This is a genomic window from Amycolatopsis sp. NPDC045836, assembly GCF_056431745.1.
This window is the reverse complement of sequence record NZ_JBWKKF010000023.1, coordinates 1-19,591: the sequence shown is the minus strand read 5'-3', so window position 1 is coordinate 19,591 and position 19,591 is coordinate 1. Positions and strand designations below refer to the sequence as shown.

The 19,591-nt window shown below is 72.1% G+C and carries 17 protein-coding genes; 10 read left to right on the top strand and 7 right to left on the bottom strand.

Annotation, left to right across the window (positions count from 1 at the left end; all coding sequences use genetic code 11):
• Window positions 1-82: 82 nt before the first annotated feature.
• Entirely contained in the window at window positions 83-1,570 is a 1,488-nt protein-coding gene (locus tag AC07EG_RS32830; protein ID WP_478257124.1) for an AlkA N-terminal domain-containing protein, read from the top strand.
• On the opposite strand, the gene AC07EG_RS32825 is transcribed toward AC07EG_RS32830, so the two are convergent.
• Both AC07EG_RS32825 and AC07EG_RS32820 read right to left on the bottom strand, forming a co-directional pair.
• Window positions 1,556-4,504 (bottom strand): AAA family ATPase, encoded by a 2,949-nt coding sequence (locus tag AC07EG_RS32825; RefSeq protein ID WP_478257123.1) that lies wholly within the window; start codon window positions 4,502-4,504, stop codon window positions 1,556-1,558. The two genes, AC07EG_RS32830 and AC07EG_RS32825, sit on opposite strands and share 15 nt — an antisense overlap.
• On the bottom strand, window positions 4,501-5,664 hold the full coding sequence (locus AC07EG_RS32820) for an exonuclease SbcCD subunit D (protein ID WP_478257122.1): 1,164 nt from the start codon (window positions 5,662-5,664) through the stop codon (window positions 4,501-4,503). The genes AC07EG_RS32825 and AC07EG_RS32820 overlap by 4 nt, the downstream gene beginning before the upstream one ends.
• A gap of 136 nt (window positions 5,665-5,800) precedes the next feature.
• Here AC07EG_RS32820 and AC07EG_RS32815 point away from each other — a divergent pair, with 136 nt between their 5' ends.
• Together AC07EG_RS32815 and AC07EG_RS32810 are read left to right on the top strand one after the other, a co-directional pair.
• Window positions 5,801-6,709, top strand: coding sequence for a DNA recombination protein RmuC (locus AC07EG_RS32815; protein ID WP_478257121.1), 909 nt, complete (start codon window positions 5,801-5,803; stop codon window positions 6,707-6,709).
• Between the two features lie 385 nt (window positions 6,710-7,094).
• Window positions 7,095-8,042 (top strand): DUF6542 domain-containing protein, encoded by a 948-nt coding sequence (locus AC07EG_RS32810; RefSeq protein WP_478257120.1) that lies wholly within the window; start codon window positions 7,095-7,097, stop codon window positions 8,040-8,042.
• On the opposite strand, the gene AC07EG_RS32805 is transcribed toward AC07EG_RS32810, so the two are convergent.
• The 3 genes from AC07EG_RS32805 to AC07EG_RS32795 all read right to left on the bottom strand — a co-directional run bounded on the left by AC07EG_RS32805 (window position 8,039) and on the right by AC07EG_RS32795 (window position 10,840).
• Window positions 8,039-9,079: an aldo/keto reductase gene (locus AC07EG_RS32805; protein ID WP_478257119.1), complete on the bottom strand. Its 1,041-nt coding sequence runs from the start codon at window positions 9,077-9,079 to the stop codon at window positions 8,039-8,041. The two genes, AC07EG_RS32810 and AC07EG_RS32805, sit on opposite strands and share 4 nt — an antisense overlap.
• A gap of 68 nt (window positions 9,080-9,147) precedes the next feature.
• A complete protein-coding gene (locus AC07EG_RS32800; protein ID WP_478257118.1) occupies window positions 9,148-9,762 on the bottom strand; it encodes a hypothetical protein in 615 nt (204 codons plus the stop codon).
• Window positions 9,763-9,841: 79 nt separating this feature from the next.
• The gene (locus AC07EG_RS32795) at window positions 9,842-10,840 is read right to left on the bottom strand and encodes a 4-hydroxy-3-methylbut-2-enyl diphosphate reductase (protein WP_478257117.1); all 999 of its coding nucleotides are present in this window, start codon (window positions 10,838-10,840) and stop codon (window positions 9,842-9,844) included.
• Window positions 10,841-10,967: 127 nt separating this feature from the next.
• Between AC07EG_RS32795 and AC07EG_RS32790 the strand changes: the two genes are divergently transcribed.
• The 6 genes from AC07EG_RS32790 (at window position 10,968) to AC07EG_RS32765 (ending at window position 15,326) form a co-directional block, all read left to right on the top strand.
• Complete coding sequence (locus tag AC07EG_RS32790; protein WP_478257116.1) at window positions 10,968-11,528, top strand: lipid droplet-associated protein; 561 nt, start codon at window positions 10,968-10,970, stop codon at window positions 11,526-11,528.
• Window positions 11,525-12,775, top strand: coding sequence for an exodeoxyribonuclease VII large subunit (gene xseA / locus AC07EG_RS32785; RefSeq protein WP_478257115.1), 1,251 nt, complete (start codon window positions 11,525-11,527; stop codon window positions 12,773-12,775). The genes AC07EG_RS32790 and xseA overlap by 4 nt, the downstream gene beginning before the upstream one ends.
• A gap of 2 nt (window positions 12,776-12,777) precedes the next feature.
• A complete protein-coding gene (locus AC07EG_RS32780; RefSeq protein WP_478257114.1) occupies window positions 12,778-13,179 on the top strand; it encodes a hypothetical protein in 402 nt (133 codons plus the stop codon).
• Window positions 13,176-13,406 carry an exodeoxyribonuclease VII small subunit gene (locus tag AC07EG_RS32775; protein ID WP_478257113.1) on the top strand — a complete coding sequence of 77 codons (231 nt, stop codon included), beginning with the start codon at window positions 13,176-13,178 and terminating at the stop codon, window positions 13,404-13,406. The genes AC07EG_RS32780 and AC07EG_RS32775 overlap by 4 nt, the downstream gene beginning before the upstream one ends.
• An 82-nt stretch (window positions 13,407-13,488) precedes the next feature.
• Window positions 13,489-14,562, top strand: coding sequence for a class II fructose-bisphosphatase (gene glpX, locus AC07EG_RS32770; protein WP_478257112.1), 1,074 nt, complete (start codon window positions 13,489-13,491; stop codon window positions 14,560-14,562).
• The gene (locus AC07EG_RS32765) at window positions 14,559-15,326 is read left to right on the top strand and encodes a S1 family peptidase (protein WP_478257111.1); all 768 of its coding nucleotides are present in this window, start codon (window positions 14,559-14,561) and stop codon (window positions 15,324-15,326) included. The genes glpX and AC07EG_RS32765 overlap by 4 nt, the downstream gene beginning before the upstream one ends.
• Here AC07EG_RS32765 and AC07EG_RS32760 read toward each other — a convergent pair whose 3' ends face one another.
• Window positions 15,327-16,313: an NAD(P)/FAD-dependent oxidoreductase gene (locus tag AC07EG_RS32760; protein ID WP_478257110.1), complete on the bottom strand. Its 987-nt coding sequence runs from the start codon at window positions 16,311-16,313 to the stop codon at window positions 15,327-15,329.
• Between the two features lie 105 nt (window positions 16,314-16,418).
• Here AC07EG_RS32760 and AC07EG_RS32755 point away from each other — a divergent pair, with 105 nt between their 5' ends.
• On the top strand, window positions 16,419-17,816 hold the full coding sequence (locus AC07EG_RS32755; protein ID WP_478257109.1) for a class II fumarate hydratase: 1,398 nt from the start codon (window positions 16,419-16,421) through the stop codon (window positions 17,814-17,816).
• A 1-nt stretch (window position 17,817) separates the two neighbouring features.
• On the opposite strand, the gene AC07EG_RS32750 is transcribed toward AC07EG_RS32755, so the two are convergent.
• Window positions 17,818-18,717: a DMT family transporter gene (locus AC07EG_RS32750; protein WP_478257108.1), complete on the bottom strand. Its 900-nt coding sequence runs from the start codon at window positions 18,715-18,717 to the stop codon at window positions 17,818-17,820.
• Window positions 18,718-19,591: the final 874 nt, after the last annotated feature.

The following is a 19,591-nucleotide window of genomic DNA, read 5'->3' as shown; positions in this document are numbered from 1 at the left end:
TGCTCGCCCGCGACCCGCCGACGGCGGACGTGACGTCGGATTTCCGCCAGTCGGGCCCGTCGCCCGGTGGCACCATCGGAGCATGACCGCGGTCCTGGACACCCCGACCCCCGTCGGCCTCTGGCGGGACACCGAGCGCTGCTACCGCGCCGTGGCCTCCCGCGACGCGCGGTTCGACGGGCAGTTCATCATGGCCGTGCGCACCACCGGCATCTACTGCCGCCCGTCCTGCCCGGCGAACACGCCCAAACCGCAGAACGTGCGCTTCTACCCGACCTCGGCCGCCGCCCAGTCCGGTGGTTACCGCGCCTGCCGCCGCTGCCTGCCCGACGCCGTGCCCGGCTCGCCGGAGTGGAACGTGCGCGCCGACCTGGCCGCCCGCGCGATGCGGTTGATCGCCGACGGCGTCGTCGAGCGCGAAGGCGTGCCCGGCCTCGCCGGTCGCCTCGGTTATTCGGAACGCCAGCTCGGCCGCGTGCTCACCAACGAACTCGGCGCCGGTCCGCTCGCGCTCGCCCGCGCCCACCGCGCGCACGCCGCCCGCCTGCTGATCGAGATGTCGTCGCTGCCGCTGACCGACGTCGCCTTCGCCGCCGGATTCGCCAGCGTCCGCCAGTTCAACGACACCATCCGCGAGGTCTTCGCCGCGACCCCGTCCCAGCTACGGGCCGCCCGCCCCGGTGAGCGGGCCGATCCGGCGGCCATGCGGCTCTCGCTGCGGTTGCCGTTCCGGCCGCCGTTCGACGCCGACGGCCTGCTGGCGTTCTTCACCCAACGCGCGGTCCCGCTGGTCGAACACGCCGCATCCGGCACCTACGCCCGCACCCTGCGCCTCCCCCACGGCTCCGGCACCGCGCACCTCACGCCCGAAGCCGACCACGTCCGCTGCGACCTGAACCTCGCCGACGTCCGCGACCTCAGCAGCGCCGTCGCCCGTGTCCGCCGCCTCTTCGACCTCGACGCCGACCCGCAGGCCGTGGCCGGTGTGCTCGCCGCCGACCCCGCCCTGGCCCCCGTGTTCGACCCCGGCATCCGCGTGCCGGGCGCGGCCGACGGCAACGAGCTGGTCATCCGCGCCATGCTCGGGCAGCAGATCTCCGTGGCCGCCGCCCGGACCGCCGCGGGCAGGCTGACCGCCGAACTCGGCGACCCGCTCCCCGACGCGCAGCGGACCGGTGAGCTGAGCAGGCTGTTCCCCACCGCGGCGGCGATCGCCGAGCACGGCCGCGACGTGCTGCGTGGTCCCCGCAAGCGCATCGAAGCCATCTGCGGCGTGGCGGCCGCACTGGCTTCCGGCGAGGTGTCCGTCCACGTTGGACGGATCTGCGCCGAACTGCGCACCGATCTCCTCGCCCTGCCCGGAATCGGCCCGTGGACCGCCGACTACGTGCTGATGCGCGTGCTCGGTGCCCCCGACGTGCTGCTCACCGGGGACGTCGCCCTGCGCAAGGGCGCTGTCGCACTCGGCCTGCCCGGCGACCCCGCCGCCCTGCGCGAACGCGCTTTGCCTTGGCGCCCTTGGCGTTCCTACGCCGGGATGCACCTGTGGCGGGCGTCAGCCGGCGTGTAGCGCCAGCGTCGAGCCGGAGCGCGCCTTCCGCACCCGGAGCCGCGTCGGGATGCGCTGCCGCAGTTCCTCCACATGCGACACCAGCCCGACCACGCGCCCGCCCGCGCGCAGTTCGTCGAGCACGTCCATCACCACGTCCAGCGTCTCGGCGTCGAGCGTGCCGAAGCCCTCGTCGATGAACAGCGTGTCCAGCAGCGCGCTGCCGGTCTGCGCGGCGACCACGTCCGCCAGGCCGAGCGCCAGCGCGAGCGATGCGAGGAACGATTCGCCGCCGGACAGGGTTTTCGCCGGGCGGACCGTGCCGGAGTAGTCGTCGAGCACGTCCAGCCCCAGGCCACCGCGCGTGCCGCGGGCCCCGGCCGCGTCCGAGTGCACGAACGAGTACCGGCCCTGGCTCATCGCGCGCAGCCGGGCCGTCGCGGCCAGCGCGACCTCCTCCAGCCGCGCGGCCAGCACGTACGACCGCAGCGAGATCTTCCGCGCGTTCTGCCCGCGGCCGTTCACCACGTCGGTCAGCGCGTCCAGCTCGGCGGCTTCCTCCTCGGCGGGCGCGAGCTTGCGCAGCGCGGCGTCGAACCGGGTGCCCAGCGCGGCGAGGTCCTCGGCGATCCGCGCGGCGGCCCGGTGCGCGGCCACCGCCGACTCGACCTGCGCCGACGCCCGCTCGGCCGCCTCCCGCGCCGACTCGACGTCGACCACTTCGTCGCCGGTGATGCCCGCCAGTTCCGGTTCGGTCAGCGTGGACCGCGCGACCGCCGCCGCCCGGTCCGCCTCGACCAGCGCTTCGTCCAGCCGCGCGATGTCGGCTTCGTCGCGGACCGCGCTCAGCGCCTTCTTCACCGTCTTGAACCCCGCGCGGCTCAGCACTTCGGCGACCGTTTCGCGTTGCTCCTCCAGCCGTTCTTCGGCGACCACGACCGCCGCCCGCGCTTCGGCCAGTTCCTCGATCGCCTTCACCCTGGCCAGCAACGCCGCCCGGCGCGCGGCGACGTCCTCGTACTCCTGGCGGGCTTCTTCGAGCCGCTGACCGCGTTCGGCGACCGTCACCGCAAGCGCTTGCTGCTCGGCTTCCGCCTTCGCCGATTCGCGTTCCGCGGCGGCCCGTTCCTCGGTCAGCCGCTCGATCTCGGCGGCCAGCCCGCGCTGCTCCCCCTCCAGGCGTTCCCGGTGTTCGGCCAGCTCGGCGAGTTCCGCGACGTTGGCCCTGACCTCGGTCAACTCCGTCGCCAGGTCTTCCGCGGTCCGGCCGAGCAGCGCTTCACGCAGGGCGCCGAGACGGGTTTCGGCCTGGTGACGGGCTTCCAAGGCGCGCTGGCGCTCGGCGTCGGCCGCGCGCTCGACTTCCGCCGCCACCCGTTCCTCGGTCTCGCCGACCTGCTGCCGGCCGGGGTGCGCGGGCGAGGGGTGCTCGGCGGAACCGCAGACCGGGCACGGATCGCCGTCGGCGAGCTTCGCCGCCAGTTCGGCCGCCATGCCGCTGAGGCGGCGTTCCCGCAGGTCCAGCAGCTGCCCCCGGGCTTCCTGGTGCAGGTCGACGGCCTTGGCCTGCACCTCGACGGCGGCGCGGACGGCTTCCTCCGCGGCCGGGATCCGGTTGGCGGAGGCGACGGCGCGAGCCAGTTCTTCGGCACGGGCCTGCGCACCGTCCAGCTTCGCGGCGGCCTGCGTCGCCGCTTCGACCCGCGACCGCAGTTCCTCCGACCTGGCGGGCATGGTCGCCAGCTTCGCGCCCAGCGTTTTCGCCCGGGTGCTCGCTTTCTCCGACTGCACCGCCAGCTTGCCGAGGCGTTCCTTATCGCGTCGCTGCTGCTCGCCCTCCTCGACGAGGCCGGACAGCGCCCCGGCCTCTTCCCGCAGCTCACCGGCTTCCCGCCGCAGTTCGGGCACGGTGGCCTTGATGCGCGCAAGCGCTTGCGCGCGCTGCTTGGCGTTCTGCTGGACCTCGGTCAGGCGCTCCTTCAGCCGCTCCTCGATGGCCACCGCCTCGGCCACCGGGATCGCCCGCCGTGCCGCCGCGAGCTCGGCCGTCCAGCGCTTGCGCTCGGCCTCGCCTTCCTTCCACGCCTGGAGGTTCGCCACCGCGACGCGCACCCGGCGCACCTGCTCGACGAAGGTCCGGCCCTCCTGCAACCGCTGGTCGGCCGCCTCCCACCTCCGGCGGGCCTCGGTCTCGGCCGCGAGCGCCCGCGCGACCTCGGCGTTCGCGTTCTCCCGCAGCTCCGCGGCCCAGGTGGAAGTGACCTCTCCGGGTGCCTCGACCCCGGCCGCCTGCGACAGGCGCGCGACCCATTCGCGCACGGTCTGGCGGCGGACCTCCAGTTCCCGCATCCGTTCGGTGCGCAGGCTCCGGAACCACGCCTCGACGTCGGAAAACCGCTTGGTGCCGAAGAGTCGCTCCAGCAGTTGCTCGCGTTCGGCGGTGTCGGCACGCAGGAAGCGGGCGAATTCGCCCTGCGGCAGCAGGACCACCTGGAAGAACTGGTCCGCGCTCATGCCGAGCAGGCGCTGCACGGTGCGCGCGACCTCGTCGATGCGGGTCAGCCCCTCCGCCGGATGCCCCGGCGGGGTCTTCCCGACCCACGTCAGCGAGCACTTGGCGCGCTGCCGGGTGGTGCCGTCGCCGGTGCGCTTGGGGCGGTCGTATTCGGGGCTGCGGACCAGCCGGAGCCGCTGCCCCTGCACGGTGACCTCGAGCACGACCTCGGTCACCTGCTCGGCTTCGGCGAGTTCGCAGCGCAGCTTCTTGGCTTCGTTGCGGGCGCCGGGCACCACGCCGAACAGGGCGAACGCCACCGCGTCGAGCAGGGTGGTCTTGCCGGCGCCGGTGTCGCCGTGGAGCAGGAACAGGCCGTCGGCGCCCAGCGCGTCGAAATCCACCACCTCGCGGCCCGCGAACGGGCCGAAGGCGGCGACTTCCAGCCGGTGCAGCCTCATAGTTCCGGCCCCACCGCCTCCAGCTTGCCCGCTTCCTCCAGCGCGCGGGTGAGCAGCGCCTGCTCGGATCCGTTGGGCGCGGCACCCCGGCAGTCGGCCACGAAGGTGGACGCGATCTCCAGGTCGGACCGGCCGCGGATGGCTTCGGAGTACTTGAGTTCCCCGGTGGCGCGGCCGCCCTCCGGCTCCCACTCCAGGTGCACGGCGTGGGCGAACCTGGTGCGCAGCTTGCGCATCGCGTCGATCGGGCGGACCTCGTCGGTCAGCGTGACGGAGAGGTAGCACTCCTCGACTTCGTGGTGCGCCGGGGATTCCAGCAGGTCCTTGAGCTTTCCGCGCAGGGTCGCCAGCTGACGCGGCACGGGCAGCTCGTGCTTGCGCACCCCGGCGAGACCGGTCGCGTCGAGCTCCACCAGCCACACCGATTTCCGTTGCCCCGCTTCGGAGAACGAGTACGCCAGCGGGCTGCCGGAGTACCGCAGGTGCGGGGCGAGCGTCTGCGGGCCGTGCAGGTGGCCGAGCGCGACGTAGTCCACGCCGTCGAACACCGAGCCGTCGACGTCCTCGACCCCGCCGACGGCGATGGTGCGTTCCGAATCGGTGGGCGCGGCACCGCTGACGAACGCGTGCGCGAGCACGATGGAACGCGTTCCGGCGGGCCGCGTGGCGAGGTCCTCGCGGATGCGGCGCATCGCCTCGGTGAGCACGCCGGTGTGCCCCTTCGCCTCCGGCACGCCGAGCGCGTGGCGGGCCGGTTCCGGTTCCAGGTAAGGGATTCCGTAGCAGGCCACGGGGCCGTGCTCGTCTTCGAAGAGCACCGGTTCGTGCAGCGCCTCGATGGTGGTGCGCAGGTGCAGCCCGCCTGCCGCGGCGAATCCGGCGAAGGCGCCCAGGCGCGCGGCGGAATCGTGGTTGCCCGGCGTGAGCACCACGCGGGCGCCCGCCTCGCGGATCCGTTCCAGGCCGCGGGTGGCGGCCCTGACGGCCTCGGCCGAAGGCACCGCGCGGTCGTACACGTCGCCGGCGACGAGCACGACGTCGACCGCCTCGGCCGAGACCAGCTCGGCGAGGTGGGCGAGCACCGCTTCCTGCTCGGCCAGCAGGTCGGTGCCGTGGAAGGTGCGCCCGACGTGCCAGTCCGAGGTGTGCAGGACCTTCATGCCGTTCAAGTTAAGCGCAGCCCCGGGCCGGACCGGGGACCTGTCGTGGGCGTGTCACCGACCGGATTCTGTCGGTGCCCGCCACCATGGTGGGCACCGGCCCCTTCAAAACCCGGAACCGAGGAGTGTGCTTGCGGTGACCACGGTGATCACCACGGCGGCCGTCGCCGTCGCGCTGGTGCTCGCGATCGGGATCGCCCTGGTCTGGCGGCTCTACACGGACAGCGTGCGCCGCGCGGACGCGGCGGTCCGGCAGATCGATGCCGAGCGGAAGCGGGTGGACGCGCAGCAGGCGGCGTTGCGCCGCTACGAGGTCGCGTTCGCCTCCATCAGCGGGCGCGGTGAGCTGGGCGAACAGGTGCTGGCCGAGACGGCGAAGGCACTGGGCCTGCGCGAGGGGCTGCACTTCACGCTGCAGACCGACCTGGCCGGTGGCGGGGCGGCGAAACCGGACATGGTGCTGCGCGTCGGCGGTGATCGCACGGTGCCGGTGGACGCCAAGGCGAGCATGGCGTGCTGGGCGGAGGCGGTGGAAACGGACGACCCGGCCGAACGGCTGGACGCGCTGCGGGTGCACGTGCGGAACCTGCGGTCGCGGGCGGCGGAGCTGTCCGGGAAGGGTTATTCGCGCTGGGCGGACGCGATCTACGGCACGATCATGTTCGTGCCGTCGGACGCGGCCGTGGTGGCCGCCCTGGACACCGACCCGGAGCTGCTGCGCTGGCTGCTGGACCGGCGGGTGTTCATCTGCGGGCCGACGGGGTTCGCGGTGCTGGCCTCGTCGGCTTTGTTCGCGGTGACCGAAACGGCGCTGGCCGAGGACGTGGAACTGGTGCGGGAGGCCGCCGCTTCGGCACACCGGGCCGCGGGCGGCGCGATCGACGCGCTGAACCTTTCGAGCACGCACCTGCAGCGCTTCGTCTCGGCCCGGCGGCGGGAGCTGGAGGCGCTCGAGGGCTTCCGCGCGGCGGTCACCCCGCTCACCGAAGCCTCCGCGAGCCCGGCGCCGGTCCCGGCCATCCGGCGGGGAGAGGAGCTGGCCTAGACGCCGATCAGGACACCGCCCCAGGATCGGCGCACGGACGGCACCGGTAACACGCCCGGGTGAAGTCCGCCCTGCCCACGGCCGCCGCCTCGAACGCACCCCGCCGCAACACACCGCTTCCGCTCACACTTCAGGGCGACAACGCGACCCACGGGCGCCCAGCAACCGCGGCGCGTGAACGTACCCGGTGGGGAGCCTGGCCTGGACGCCGATCAAGACGACGCTCCGAACGCTGTGGAATCGGTGGAGAGGTTTGCGTCACACCGCGGAGGGGAACGCATTCGCCCTGATGGCGGCACCGGCGGTCACCCTCGGGCGCCGTTCGGGCGGGCGTGCTAAGACAGTGGTGGCAATCCACCCGTGACCACGGGATACGGTGTGCCCTGTGACCGCCATACGCGATCGGCAGAGCGATCCCGACGCCGACGACCTCTCCGTACCCTGGGACGAGCTTCCCGTCGTGGGTACGCGACGAGGTCTGCCGTGGTGGGGCGCGGTGCTGCTGGGCTTCGGGCTGGCCGCGCTCGGCGCGGTGGCCAGCCTGCAGATCACGGACAACCTGGAACTGATCTTCCAGGGCGCCTACTTCGCCGGCGCGGTCGGCGCGGTCGCCGCGGTGCAGCGCCGGAGCCTGTTCGGGCCGATGGTGCAGCCGCCGCTGATCCTGGCCGTCACCGTGCCCGCCGCGCTGCTGTTCTCCGGCGCGCCGACCAGCGGCGACAAGTTCTCCACCGCACTGGCCATCGCGACCCCGCTGATCAACGGCTTCCCCACGATGGCGATCACCACCGGCGCCGCGCTGGCGCTCGGCTTCTTCCGGATCTTCCGCGAGCGCGACCCGGACCCGCCGATGCGGAAGCCGTCGAAGTCCCAGGAGCCGCGGCCCGCCGAAGCCGCCCGGCCCCCGGCCAAGCCCCGCCCCCGCGCCACCGACGACGACGCCCCTCCGTCCCGCCGCCCCGGCCGCTCCGGCGCCACCGCCGCGGGCCGGGACCGCGACCGCAGCAAAGACCGCGACGCAGCCCGCAACCGCGACCGTGAGCGAGACCGCGACCGGGATGCCCCCCGCGACCGCGAAACCCCACCCCGGCGCCCGTCCGGCTCGAGTTCGACCGGTGCCGTGCGCCGCCGTCCCGCCGAGGACACGCCGCGCCGCCGGGAACCACTCGACCGTGATCCCCGGAAGCGCACCCCGCCCCCGGGCGAGGGCAAGCCGGTGCGCCGCACCCCGCCCCCACCCCGCACCGACACCCCCCGCGACCGCACCGGCCGCCCACCCGGCCGCCGCACCCCGCCGCCCCGGTCCCGTCCCTGGGACGACGACCGCGACTAACGCCCTCCGTGGAGGGCGGCGTCCGCTTCACCCAAGCGGTCGGCGGCGGTCTTCGCCTGGTGCCAGTGCGGGTAGATCAGTTCCGGGGCGCTCACCGAGGCCAAAGCGGACACCTCGTCCGCGGACAACCGCAGCGATGCCGCCGCCAGGTTGTCCTCCAGCTGGGCATCCTTCCGCGCCCCGATCACCAGGGTGCTCACCGCCGGCCGCGTCAGCAGGTACGCCAGCGCCACCTGCGCCGCCGAGACGCCGTGTGCCTCGCCGATCGACATCAGCACGTCGATCGTGTCGTACAGGCGGGACTGGTTCCGCACCGGCGGCTCGTCCCACTCGCTCAGGTGCCGCCCCTCGGCCGCGTCGCCCCGCCGGTACTTCCCCGACAGCAGCCCACCGGCCAGCGGGCTCCACACCATGATCCCCAGCCCCTGGTCCACCGACAGCGGCACCAGCTCGTACTCCGCGTCCCGGCTCTCCAGCGAGTAGTAGATCTGGTTGCTCACGAACCGCTGGTAACCCCGCGCGTCCGCCACCGCCAGCGCCTTCATCAGCTGCCAGCCCGCGTAGTTCGACACCCCCAGGTACCGCACCTTCCCGGACCGCACCAGGGTGTCCAGCGCCTCCAGCGTCTCCTCCAGCGGCGTCTGCCCGTCCCACTCGTGCACGTGGTAGATGTCGATGTGGTCGGTCCGCAACCGCCGGAGGCTGGCTTCGGCCTGCGTGATGATGTGGTGCCGCGAGAGCCCGGCGTCGTTCGGCCCCTCGCCCATGCCCATGCGGACCTTCGTCGAGATCAGCACCCGGTCACGCCGTCCGTCGAGCACCTCGCCGACGATCTCCTCCGACGCCCCGCTCGAATACACGTTGGCCGTGTCGATCAGGTTGACCCCGGCGTCCAGGCACCGGTCGACCTGCCGCCGCGCACCGTCCACACCGGTGTCCCCGACGTTGGCGAACACCCCGCCACCGCCGAAGGTCATCGTGCCCATCGTCAGCACCGAGACCCGCAGCCCGGACCGGCCAAGCTGGCGATACTCCATCGAGCGTCCTCCCGGAAGTCGTTGCCCCTCAAGGCAAACCTAACCCGGCGCGGACGTCACCGCACGGCTCAGCCGCGGTGCGGGCCGAGCAGTTCGGCCAGCTGCTCCTTGGCGGGCAAGGAGAACAGCTCGGGACGCGCGGTCATGTCCCCTTCGGCCAGGCCGACGGTGTGCGGGCAGACCGCCGTGTCCGGCTTCCCGAGCACCAGTTCGCTGTCCAGCACCGCCCCGGTCCTGGCTTCGTACAGCGTGTACTGGAACTGGCTCTCCTTGACCACGACCGCCCCCACCGGCGGCCGGTAGCTGCAGCTCACCGCCGAAGAGGTCGCCGCGACGCGCTGGAAGCAGGCCACCAGCTGGACCTCCTGCGGTGACCCCGGCGCCGGCCACGGCAGTTCCGGCCCGGTCAGCTCGGTGAAGTCCAGCGGATCGGGCACCTCGCCGGCGCGTGCGAAGGATTCGCTGGCGAACACCACCACCGGGCGCGGCCCGGTCGGCGCCCGCGGCGGCGCCTGGGCCAGCGGGACGCGGGTTTCGCAGAGCTGGCTGTAGTGGGAGTTGAACTCGGCCCGGTCCCTCGGCCCGGCGGGCTCGGACGACTCCTCCCCGGAGCAGCTCACCACCAGCACGGCGACCGCCGCCGCGACCGATCCGAACACACCCCAGACCACCGGCCTCGCCACCGCGCACCCTCCCGCAACCCAACCCGGACCAGGCCACCATAGACGGCCTAGAACCGTTGGGGAGACGGGAAAAACGCCGTCAGCGCACGGTGCTGCGCAGCTCCTTCGGCAGCGAGAAGGTGATCTTCTCGTTCGCCGTGGTCACCTCGTCGACGTCGCCGTAACCACGCTCGGCGAGCCAGTCGAGCAGGTTCATCACCAGGGTGTCCGGCACCGACGCCCCGCTGGTCACGCCGACCGTGGTGACGCCGTCCAACCAGGACTCGTCCACCTCGTGCGCGAAGTCGACCAGGTGCGCGTCCTTGGCACCGGCCTTCAGCGCCACCTCGACCAGCCGCTTCGAGTTCGACGAGTTGGTGGAGCCGACCACGATCACCAGGTCGCACTCCGGGGCCAGCGCCTTCACCGCGACCTGACGGTTCGTGGTGGCGTAGCAGATGTCGTCGCTGGGCGGGTCGGCGATCTCGGGGAAGCGCTCGCGCAGCTGGTCCACCCGCTCCATCGTCTCGTCGACGCTGAGCGTGGTCTGCGACAGCCAGATCACCTTGGACGGGTCGCGCACGGTGACCTTCTGCACGTCCTCCGCGGTGTCCACCAGCTGGACGTGGTCGGGGGCCTCACCCGCGGTGCCCTCGACCTCTTCGTGGCCCTCGTGACCGATCAGCAGGATGTCGTAGTCGGTCTTGGCGAACCGGTTGACCTCCTTGTGCACCTTGGTCACCAGCGGGCAGGTGGCGTCGATGGTGCGCAGGTTGCGCTCGGCCGCCTCGGCGTGCACCGCGGGCGAAACGCCGTGCGCGGAGAACACCACCAGTGCGCCCTCGGGGACCTCGGAGGTCTCGTCGACGAAGATGGCGCCGCGCTCCCGCAGCGTGTCGACCACGTGCCGGTTGTGCACGATCTCCTTGCGGACGTACACCGGCGGGCCGTGCAGCTCCAGCGCCTTCTCCACGGCGATCACCGCGCGGTCCACCCCGGCGCAGTAACCACGCGGCTTGGCGAGCAGCACGCGCTTGCCTTCGCGCGGCTTGATGGGGGCGATTTCGGCGGGCTCGGTACCAGGAGTGGGTGAGTCCATGCCTCCAGGGTACGGGTAGCCCGGTTGTGCCCGTGCTCACGCGGGGGTCGTCCCGCTAGCCCGTTGGAGTAGGCCGAACAACACACAGAGTTGGGAAAGATGGTCCAGGTACGGCACGCTGTACGGCATGAAGCCACTCCCGCTCCCGCTGCGCGTCGCGGCGGGCCTCGCGGTGACGACCGTCGAGCGGGCTCGCGAACTGCCGCGGCAGCTCACCGGCCTCCCGGTCACCGTCGCCAGCCAGGTACTCCAGTTCTCCATGCGCGTCCAGCAGCACGTCACCGAGCTGGCCATCAAGGGGGACGACGTGCTGTCCACCCTCCGGCCGGCCGAGGAGGCGCCCAGCTGGGCCACCTTCGACGAGGACCTGCCGGACGAGCCCGCCCGCAACGGCCACCGCACGCCACCCACCGGCGGCGCCACCGAGTACACCGAGGTCGGCGAACCCACCGAGGACCCGTGGGCCGCCGAGGAACAGGCGATCGCCGGGGAGGCGGGCCCGGCCGGGGTCACCGGCTACGACGAGCTGACCCTGCCGCAGCTGCGTGCCCGCCTGCGCCGGTTCTCCGCCGCCGAGGTGGAGGAGCTGCTCGCCTACGAACGCGACCACCAGAACCGGTCCTCGTTCACCGGCATGCTGGCCCGGCGGCTCGGCAACCTCCAGCAGCCCGGCGACGGGGACCGGTGAGCGAAACCGCGGCTCGCGAGGTCTCGACCGCGGAGAACCCCTGGCCGGTGCGCACGGTGGCGCGCAAGATCGGCGACTGGATCCACCGCCTCGGCGCGGTCTGGGTGGAGGGCCAGGTCACGCAGATCTCCGCGCGTCCCGGCACCGGCACGGCCTTCCTGACGCTGCGTGATCCGGCGGCGGACGTGTCGATGTCGGTGACCTGCCCGATGAGCCTGCTCCGCTCGCTCGAACCGCCGCCGCGCGAGGGGGCGAGCGTGCTGGTCAACGCGCGTCCGGCGTACTTCTTCGGCCGCGGCACTCTGAGCCTGCGGGCCAGCGAGATCCGCATGGTGGGCATCGGCGAGCTGCTCGCGCGGATCGAGCGGCTGCGCCGCCTGCTCGCCGCGGAGGGCATGTTCGCCCCCGAGCGCAAGCGGCGGCTGCCGTTCCTGCCGAAGGGCATCGGGCTGATCACCGGCCGGGCCTCGGCGGCCGAGCGGGACGTGCTGGTCAACGCGCACGCCCGCTGGCCGGCCGCGCGCTTCCGGGTGATCAACACCGCGGTGCAGGGCGCGCTCGCGGTGCCCGAGATCCTCGACGCGCTGTCCATCCTCGAACGCGACAAGAGCATCGAGGTCATCGTGATCGCCCGTGGTGGCGGCAGCGTGGAGGACCTGCTGCCGTTCTCGGACGAGGCGCTGTGCCGCGCGGTGTCGGCCGCCCGCAAGCCGGTGGTCAGCGCGATCGGCCACGAACCGGACACCCCGCTGCTCGACCACGTCGCCGACGTGCGCTGCTCCACGCCGACCGACGCGGGCAAACGGGTGGTGCCGGACGTGCGCGAGGAGAGCGAGCGCGTGCGGCAGATGCGCGACCGCGGCCGCCGGGCGCTGCACGGCTGGGTGGACACCCAGCGCCGCCTGCTCGACCAGTTGCGCAGCCGTCCGGCGCTGGCCGATCCGCTCGGCCCGATCGACCGGCGCGCGGACGAGGTGGAGATCCAGCGCCAGCGCGGCCGCCGCGAGATCCTGTCCGCGCTGACCAGGGAGCAGACCGCGCTGACCGCCGCGCGTGCCCGGTTGACCGCGCTGGGCCCGGCCGCGACCCTTGAACGGGGTTACGCGGTGGTGCAGTTTTCCGACGCGGCGGGCAACCTCGGGGTGCTCCGGTCGGTCTCCGAAGTGTCGGAGGGCGCCGAGGTCCGGATCCGGGTGGGCGACGGCGCGGTCCGCGCGATCGTCTCGGAGAAGCAGGAGGAGGGGTAGCCGTGCTCGAACCACGCGCGAACGAGTTCCTGCCCCTGACCAGCGGTGCCGCTGCCAGGGCCGGGGCCGGGGCGGTGCTGCTGCGCGCGCAGGAAGCCGACGTCGCGGCGGGTGAGTGCTGGACGGCGCTGCTGGCCGGCTGCGCGAACGCCGGTCGCTGGGGGCTGGCGCCGCGGCTGCGGCAGCTGTCCGAGGCCACTTCGGAGTACGTCGGCACGCGCTGGTGGTCGACCGAGGGCGTGTCGCACCGCAACCGGGTGGCCGGGGCGCAGGGCCAGATCGAGGACGCGATCGCCGAGGGTGACGGCCAGGAGTTCGCGAAGGCGTTCAGCGACTACGACAACGCGATGGCCAGCGCGGTAGTGTGCGGCGGACGTCGGCGAGCGGAGAAGCAGGCACAGTGACCGAAGAACTCGGCTACGAGCAAGCGCGCGACCAGCTGGTCGAAGTGGTGCGCGACCTGGAAGCGGGCGGGCTGTCGCTGGAGCAGTCGCTGGCGCTGTGGGAGAAGGGCGAGAAGCTCGCCAAGCTCTGCGAGCGCCACCTGGCCGGCGCGCGCGAGCGGGTCGAAGCGGCACTGGCCACTGTGGAGAACGGCGCCGAAACCCCTGAAGAGGGCAACGCAGGGTGAGGAACCCCATGCTCGCGGATACCGGGCCGAGCGGCCGGTATCTGAGAGGATGAGCGGGCGACTGGACGACCCTGGAGGCCACATGTCCCACCCCAGCCAGCCCACCGATGCGACGCGCCGTGGGGAGGCGCCCGACCGCAACCTGGCCATGGAACTGGTCCGGGTGACCGAGGCCGCCGCGATGGCGGCCGGGCGCTGGGTCGGCAAGGGCGACAAGAACGGTGGCGACGGCGCGGCCGTGGACGCCATGCGCCAGCTGGTCGGCACGGTGTCCATGCGCGGGGTGGTGGTGATCGGGGAGGGCGAGAAGGACGAAGCCCCGATGCTCTACAACGGCGAAGAGGTGGGCAACGGCGACGGGCCCGACTGCGACGTCGCGGTCGACCCGATCGACGGCACCACGCTGATGGCCAAGGGCATGCCGAACGCGCTCGCGGTGCTCGCGGTGGCCGAGCGCGGCGCGATGTTCGACCCGTCCGCGGTGTTCTACATGGAGAAGATGGCGGTCGGGCCGGAGGCCGCCGGGCTGGTGGACCTGGCCGCACCGGTCGCGGAGAACATCCGCCGGGTGGCGCAGGCGAAGAACAGCGGCGTGTCGGACGTGACGGTGTGCATCCTGGACCGCCCGCGGCACCAGCAGCTGATCAAGGAGGTCCGCGAGGCGGGCGCCCGCATCCGGTTCATTTCGGACGGTGACGTGGCCGGCGCGATCGCCGTCGCGCGGCCGAACACCGGCGTGGACATGCTGCTCGGCATCGGCGGCACGCCCGAGGGCATCATCGCGGCGAGCGCGCTCAAGTGCATCGGCGGTGAGCTGCAGGGCCGGCTGTGGCCGAAGGACGACGAGGAGCGCGAGAAGGCCATCGGCGCCGGGCACGACCTCGACCGCGTGCTCTCCACCGACGACCTGGTCCGCGGCGACAACGTGTTCTTCTGCGCCACCGGCGTCACCGACGGCGACCTGCTGCGCGGGGTGCACTACCGCGCGGGCGGGGCGACCACCCAGTCCATCGTGATGCGGTCGAAGTCCGGCACGGTGCGGATGATCGACGGTTACCACCGCCTGACGAAGCTGCGCTCGTACTCGTCGGTGAACTTCGACGGCCACCTCGACGACGTCGACGGCGAACTCGACGTGGTGCCGCCGCTGCCGTGATCAAGCGCGTCGCTCTGGCCCTGGTTTCGGCGTTGCTCGCCGCGGCACCGGCGGCCGCGGTGGAGCCGGTCATCGTCGGCGGGGTGGCGGCCGACCAGCCGTACCCGTTCGTCGTGTCGATGCAGTCGAGCAGCGGGAAGCACAACTGCGGTGGTTCGCTCGTCGCGCCGGAATGGGTGCTCACCGCCGCGCACTGCGTGCAGGGGCGCGATCCGAAGACGCTCAAGGTGCGCGTCGGCAGCAACGACCACACCAAGGGCGGCGAAGAGCTGAAGGTGGCCGCGATCGCGGTGCAGCCGGAGTACGATCCGGACGGTGCCCGCGGCGACATCGCCTTGCTGCGCCTGGCTTCCCCGTCGGCGGCGGTCCCGGTCGCCATCGGCACCGCCGCCACCCCCGGCACCCCGACGCGGTTGCTGGGGTGGGGCCAGACCTGCCCGAAACTGGGCTGCGGTGACAAGCCGACGGTGTTGCAGCAACTGGACACCTCGATCGTGGCGCCTTCGGAATGCGCCGCGGTGCCGTTCGATGCCACGGTGGAGCTGTGCACGGACAACCCCGGCGACACCGCCGGTTCGTGCTACGGCGATTCAGGCGGACCGCAACTAACGCGGGTCGGCGAAACGTGGGTGCTGCTCGGGGTCACCAGCCGCCCCGGCAACGATTCCGACACCTGCGGCACCGCCCCGTCGATCTACACCTCGGCGATCGCCTACGCCGGCTGGATCGCGGAGCAGCAGACCCCGCCGCCACCCGCCCCCTGATCACTCGGCGTTGCTGGAGTGGCCGGGGAACAGGTGCGCGTCCGGGTCCAGCGCCACGGCGATGTTGTTCACCGCGGTGGCCGCCTCCCCGAAACCGGTGGCGATCAGCTTCACCTTGCCCGGGTACGCCGCCACGTCACCCGCCGCGTAGACGCGGGGTTTGGCGGTGGCCATGGTGGAGTCGACGGTGATGGCGCGGTGGTCGATCTCCAGCCCCCAGTTCTCGATCGGGCCGAGGTCGGCGGTGAAACCGAGCGCGGCGATCACCGACTGCGCCGGCAGCACCACCGACTCACCGCCCTTCACCTCGACGGTGATCTCCCCGAGCGCGCCGTCGCCGTTGTCGCGCAGTTCGGTCACCTCGGCGTCGGTGATGATCCGCACGCCGAGGTCCCGCGCCTGCCGCACGATCGACTCCACCGCCCGGAACCGCGCTCGCCGGTGCACCAGCGTCACGCTGCGCGCGATCGGGTGCAGCGCCAGCACCCAGTCGAAGGCCGAGTCGCCACCGCCGACGACCACCACGTCCTGACCCTCGTGCGCCCGCAGCGACGGCACGAAGTGCACCACGCCGCGCCCGAGCCAGCCGTCGCCGGCGGGCAGCGGTCTCGGGGTGAACTCGCCGATGCCCGCGGTGATCAGCACCGCCCGCACCCGCAGCACCTCACCGCCGTCGAGGCCGACCTCCAGCCCGTCGTCCCGGTACTCCAGCCCCTCGGCCTTGCGCCCCAACAGGTACGACGGCTTCCACTGCGCGGCCTGCTCGACCAGCGAGTTGATCAGGTCCCGCCCGCGCACCGCGGGGAACCCGGCCACGTCGTAGATCATCTTCTCCGGGTACATCGCGGTCACCTGGCCACCCGCCTCCGGCAGCGAGTCGATCACGGCGGTGGACAGCCCGCGGAAACCGGCGTAGTAGGCGGCGAACAGGCCGGTCGGCCCGGCGCCGATGATGGCCAGGTCCACGGTCGAATCGGGCGCGCTCATCCTCGGTGACCTCCGCGGTGCTGTGGTGGTGTGGCAGCAGTCACACGCCAGCCTAGTGCGAAACACCACTCCGCAGGCTTGCCTCGGCTGGGCCAGACTGGGGTCATGCCTGAACAGGAATTCCGGATCGAACACGACACGATGGGCGAAGTGAAGGTGCCCGTCGACGCGCTGTACCGCGCCCAGACGCAGCGCGCCGTGGAGAACTTCCCGATCTCCGGCCGCGGCCTGGAGCGCGCCCAGATCCGCGCGCTCGGCCTGCTCAAGGCGGCGACCGCGCGGGTCAACGCCCGGCTCGGCGTGCTCGACGAGGACCTCGCCGGCGCGATCGCCGCCGCCGCGGACGAGGTGGCCGAGGGCAGGCACGACGCGCACTTCCCGATCGACGTGTTCCAGACCGGTTCGGGCACCTCGTCGAACATGAACGCCAACGAGGTCATCGCGACGCTGGCCACCCGCGCGCTCGGCCGCGACGTGCACCCGAACGACCACGTCAACGCCTCGCAGTCGTCGAACGACACGTTCCCGACCACCATCCACGTCGCCGCCACGGAAGCGGTGCTCTCGGAGGTGATCCCCGCTCTCGAACACCTCGCGGGCACCATCGAGGGCCGAGCCGCGGAGTGGGCGGACGTGGTCAAGTCCGGCCGCACGCACCTGATGGACGCCGTGCCGATCACGCTCGGGCAGGAGGCCGGGGCGTGGGCCGCGCAGGTGCGGTTCGGCATCGAGCGGTTGCGCTCCGGGCTGGACCGGCTCGGCGAACTGCCGATCGGCGGCACCGCCGTCGGCTCCGGGCTCAACGCGCCGGACGGGTTCGGCGCCGCGGTCGCCGCCGAGCTGGCGGAGGTGACCGGGCTGCCGCTGACCGAGGCCCGCGACCACTTCGAGGCGCAGGCCACGCAGGACGGCGTGGTGGAGACCTCCGGTCACCTGCGCACGGTGGCCGTTTCGCTGAACAAGATCGCGAACGACCTGCGCTGGCTGGGTTCCGGGCCGCGCACCGGCCTGGCCGAGCTGGCGCTGCCGGACCTGCAGCCGGGTTCGTCGATCATGCCGGGCAAGGTGAACCCGGTGATCCCGGAGGCGACGCTGCAGGTGGTCGCGCAGGTGATCGGCAACGACGCCGCGGTGGCGTTCGCCGGGGCGCAGGGCAACTTCCAGCTCAACGTGAACCTGCCGGTGATCGCCCGCAACGTGCTGGAGTCCGCGCGCCTGCTCGCCGCGGTTTCCCGGCTGCTGGCCGACAAGGTGTTCGCCGGGGTGACCGCGAACGCCGAGCGGGCCCGCGAATACGCCGAGGGCTCGCCGTCGATCGTCACGCCGCTGAACAAGTACATCGGCTACGAAGAGGCGGCGGCCGTGGCGAAGCAGGCGCTCAAGGAGCTGAAGACGATCCGCGAGGTGGTCATCGAACGCGGGTACGTCGCCGACGGCAAGCTCACCGAGGCCCAGCTGGACGAGGCGCTCGACGTGCTGCGCATGGCCCGCGGCGGCAAGTGACTCAGCTGCTGATCGGGCTGTCTTCGGTCGCTCCGCGACGACGCAGCCCGATCAGCACACCGAGCGCGACCAGCCCGACGCCTGCCACGTCGACCAGTTCCAGCCGCTGGGCGCCGAGCAGGACGGCGACCAGCAGGCCCGACACCGGCATGACACCGATCAGCACCCCGGCGCGGTCGGCGCCGAGCACGGACACCGCGTAGTACCAGATACCGAACGCAACCGCGGTGACCAGCACGGCGAGCACCAGCAAAGCGCTGAGCTGCCGGGCATCCGGCAGTCGCCAATCCTCCACGAAGGACGACAGGAGGACGCTGCCGATCGCCGCCGCGACACAACTCCACGCCGAGGTGGCCACCGGCCCGAGCCGCTTCACCAGGCCGACCGCGAACAGGGTGAACGACGCTTCCCCGAGCATCGCGAGCACCGCCAGGACCAGCCCGGGGCCGGAAGTGGCGCCGCCACCGGTGAGCACGACGACTCCGCTGACGGCCAGCACGGCCCCGAACACCGGCGCCGCCGACGGCTGCCTACGAGCCAGCAACGGCGCGGCGACGGCCAGCACGAGCGGACTGCCACCGAGCACCGCGGCGACCAGTCCGGGTTCGGCGTAGCGCTGGGCGTAGAGCAGGCAAGCTTGGAAGCCGACCATGCCGGTCGCGGCGAGGGCGAGGAGCGCGGGTACGTCCGTCCACTTCGGAATGGGCAACTTCTTCCGGCGGAGACCGAACCAGGCGAGCAGCAGGAGGCCGGCCAGCCCGTAGCGAAGGCCTTGGCCGAGGAGGAGCGGATAACCGTCCAGCAGTCCGGTGACCGGCACCGACCCGCCGACAATCGCCGCCGTCGTCAGTCCGGCGGTGATCCCCACCCGGTCCCGAGCCGGTGCCACTGTGATCGTCATACCGTTCAGCCTGTCCGGGAAGCGGCCCACTCAGAAGGACCACTTCCCCGTTGCCGAACTGAGCCACTTGGATCTTGTGCCGAGCACCGGACGACTTTCAAGAGCAGTGCTCTCGAAGTTGAGCACTGCTCCATTCACCCAAGAGAGCAGTGCTCAGCCAAGAGAGCACCGCTCTCCAAACTTGAGCTTTCGGCAACTCACGCCTGAGGTCAGCGAATGGGCGCAACTTCCCCCAGCAGAGCGGCACGCTTACCCAGAGCAGTGCTCAAAGTCGAGAGCACTGTTCTTGAACACGGAGGTCCACCAGCGGTGACGGAGTGCGGCGAGCGCTGGCCGCCAAGGAAGGCCGCCGGTGACCCGCCGGGCGATCACTGGTCATCGATTGACCCACCGGACGATCACTGGCTATCGATTGACCCACCGGACGATCACTGGCTATCGATTGACCCACCGGACGATCACTGGCTATCGATTGACCCACCGGACGGTCACTGGTCATCGATTGACCCGCCGAGCGATCACTGGCTATCGATTGACCCACCGAGCGATCACTGGTCATCGATTGACCCGCCGAGCGGTCACTGGTTGTCGATGTCGACCGAAGGCCACCCGCGGTTCTGCCGAGCGGTCGCCGGTTTGTCGATGGCAGCCAGGAAAACTCCCGTGCTCCTGCCAGGCGGTCGCCAGTTCGCGAAAGCGGCCGAGGAAGGCTACTCATGGTCTGCCAGGCAGCCACCGGGTTGTCGATGACGGCCAGCGTGGGCGCGCCGCTGTCTAGATGTATGAGGCCATGACATTGGTGACACCGGTGTCGAGCCGGGATGCTGGTGGCTGATTTCCAGCAGCAGTGTGGGGACGATGATAGTTGTAGTGC

Bases quoted from the DNA above. Each gene is read 5' to 3' on its own strand.
- AC07EG_RS32820 (WP_478257122.1), bottom strand. From the start codon at position 5,664: ATGAAGGTCCTGCACACCTCGGACTGGCACGTCGGGCGCACCTTCCAC.
- AC07EG_RS32790 (WP_478257116.1), top strand. From the start codon at position 10,968: ATGAAGCCACTCCCGCTCCCGCTGCGCGTCGCGGCGGGCCTCGCGGTG.
- AC07EG_RS32805 (WP_478257119.1), bottom strand. From the start codon at position 9,079: ATGGAGTATCGCCAGCTTGGCCGGTCCGGGCTGCGGGTCTCGGTGCTG.
- AC07EG_RS32795 (WP_478257117.1), bottom strand. From the start codon at position 10,840: ATGGACTCACCCACTCCTGGTACCGAGCCCGCCGAAATCGCCCCCATC.
- glpX (WP_478257112.1), top strand. From the start codon at position 13,489: ATGTCCCACCCCAGCCAGCCCACCGATGCGACGCGCCGTGGGGAGGCG.
- AC07EG_RS32830 (WP_478257124.1), top strand. From the start codon at position 83: ATGACCGCGGTCCTGGACACCCCGACCCCCGTCGGCCTCTGGCGGGAC.
- AC07EG_RS32825 (WP_478257123.1), bottom strand. From the start codon at position 4,504: ATGAGGCTGCACCGGCTGGAAGTCGCCGCCTTCGGCCCGTTCGCGGGC.
- AC07EG_RS32750 (WP_478257108.1), bottom strand. From the start codon at position 18,717: ATGACGATCACAGTGGCACCGGCTCGGGACCGGGTGGGGATCACCGCC.
- AC07EG_RS32760 (WP_478257110.1), bottom strand. From the start codon at position 16,313: ATGAGCGCGCCCGATTCGACCGTGGACCTGGCCATCATCGGCGCCGGG.
- AC07EG_RS32755 (WP_478257109.1), top strand. From the start codon at position 16,419: ATGCCTGAACAGGAATTCCGGATCGAACACGACACGATGGGCGAAGTG.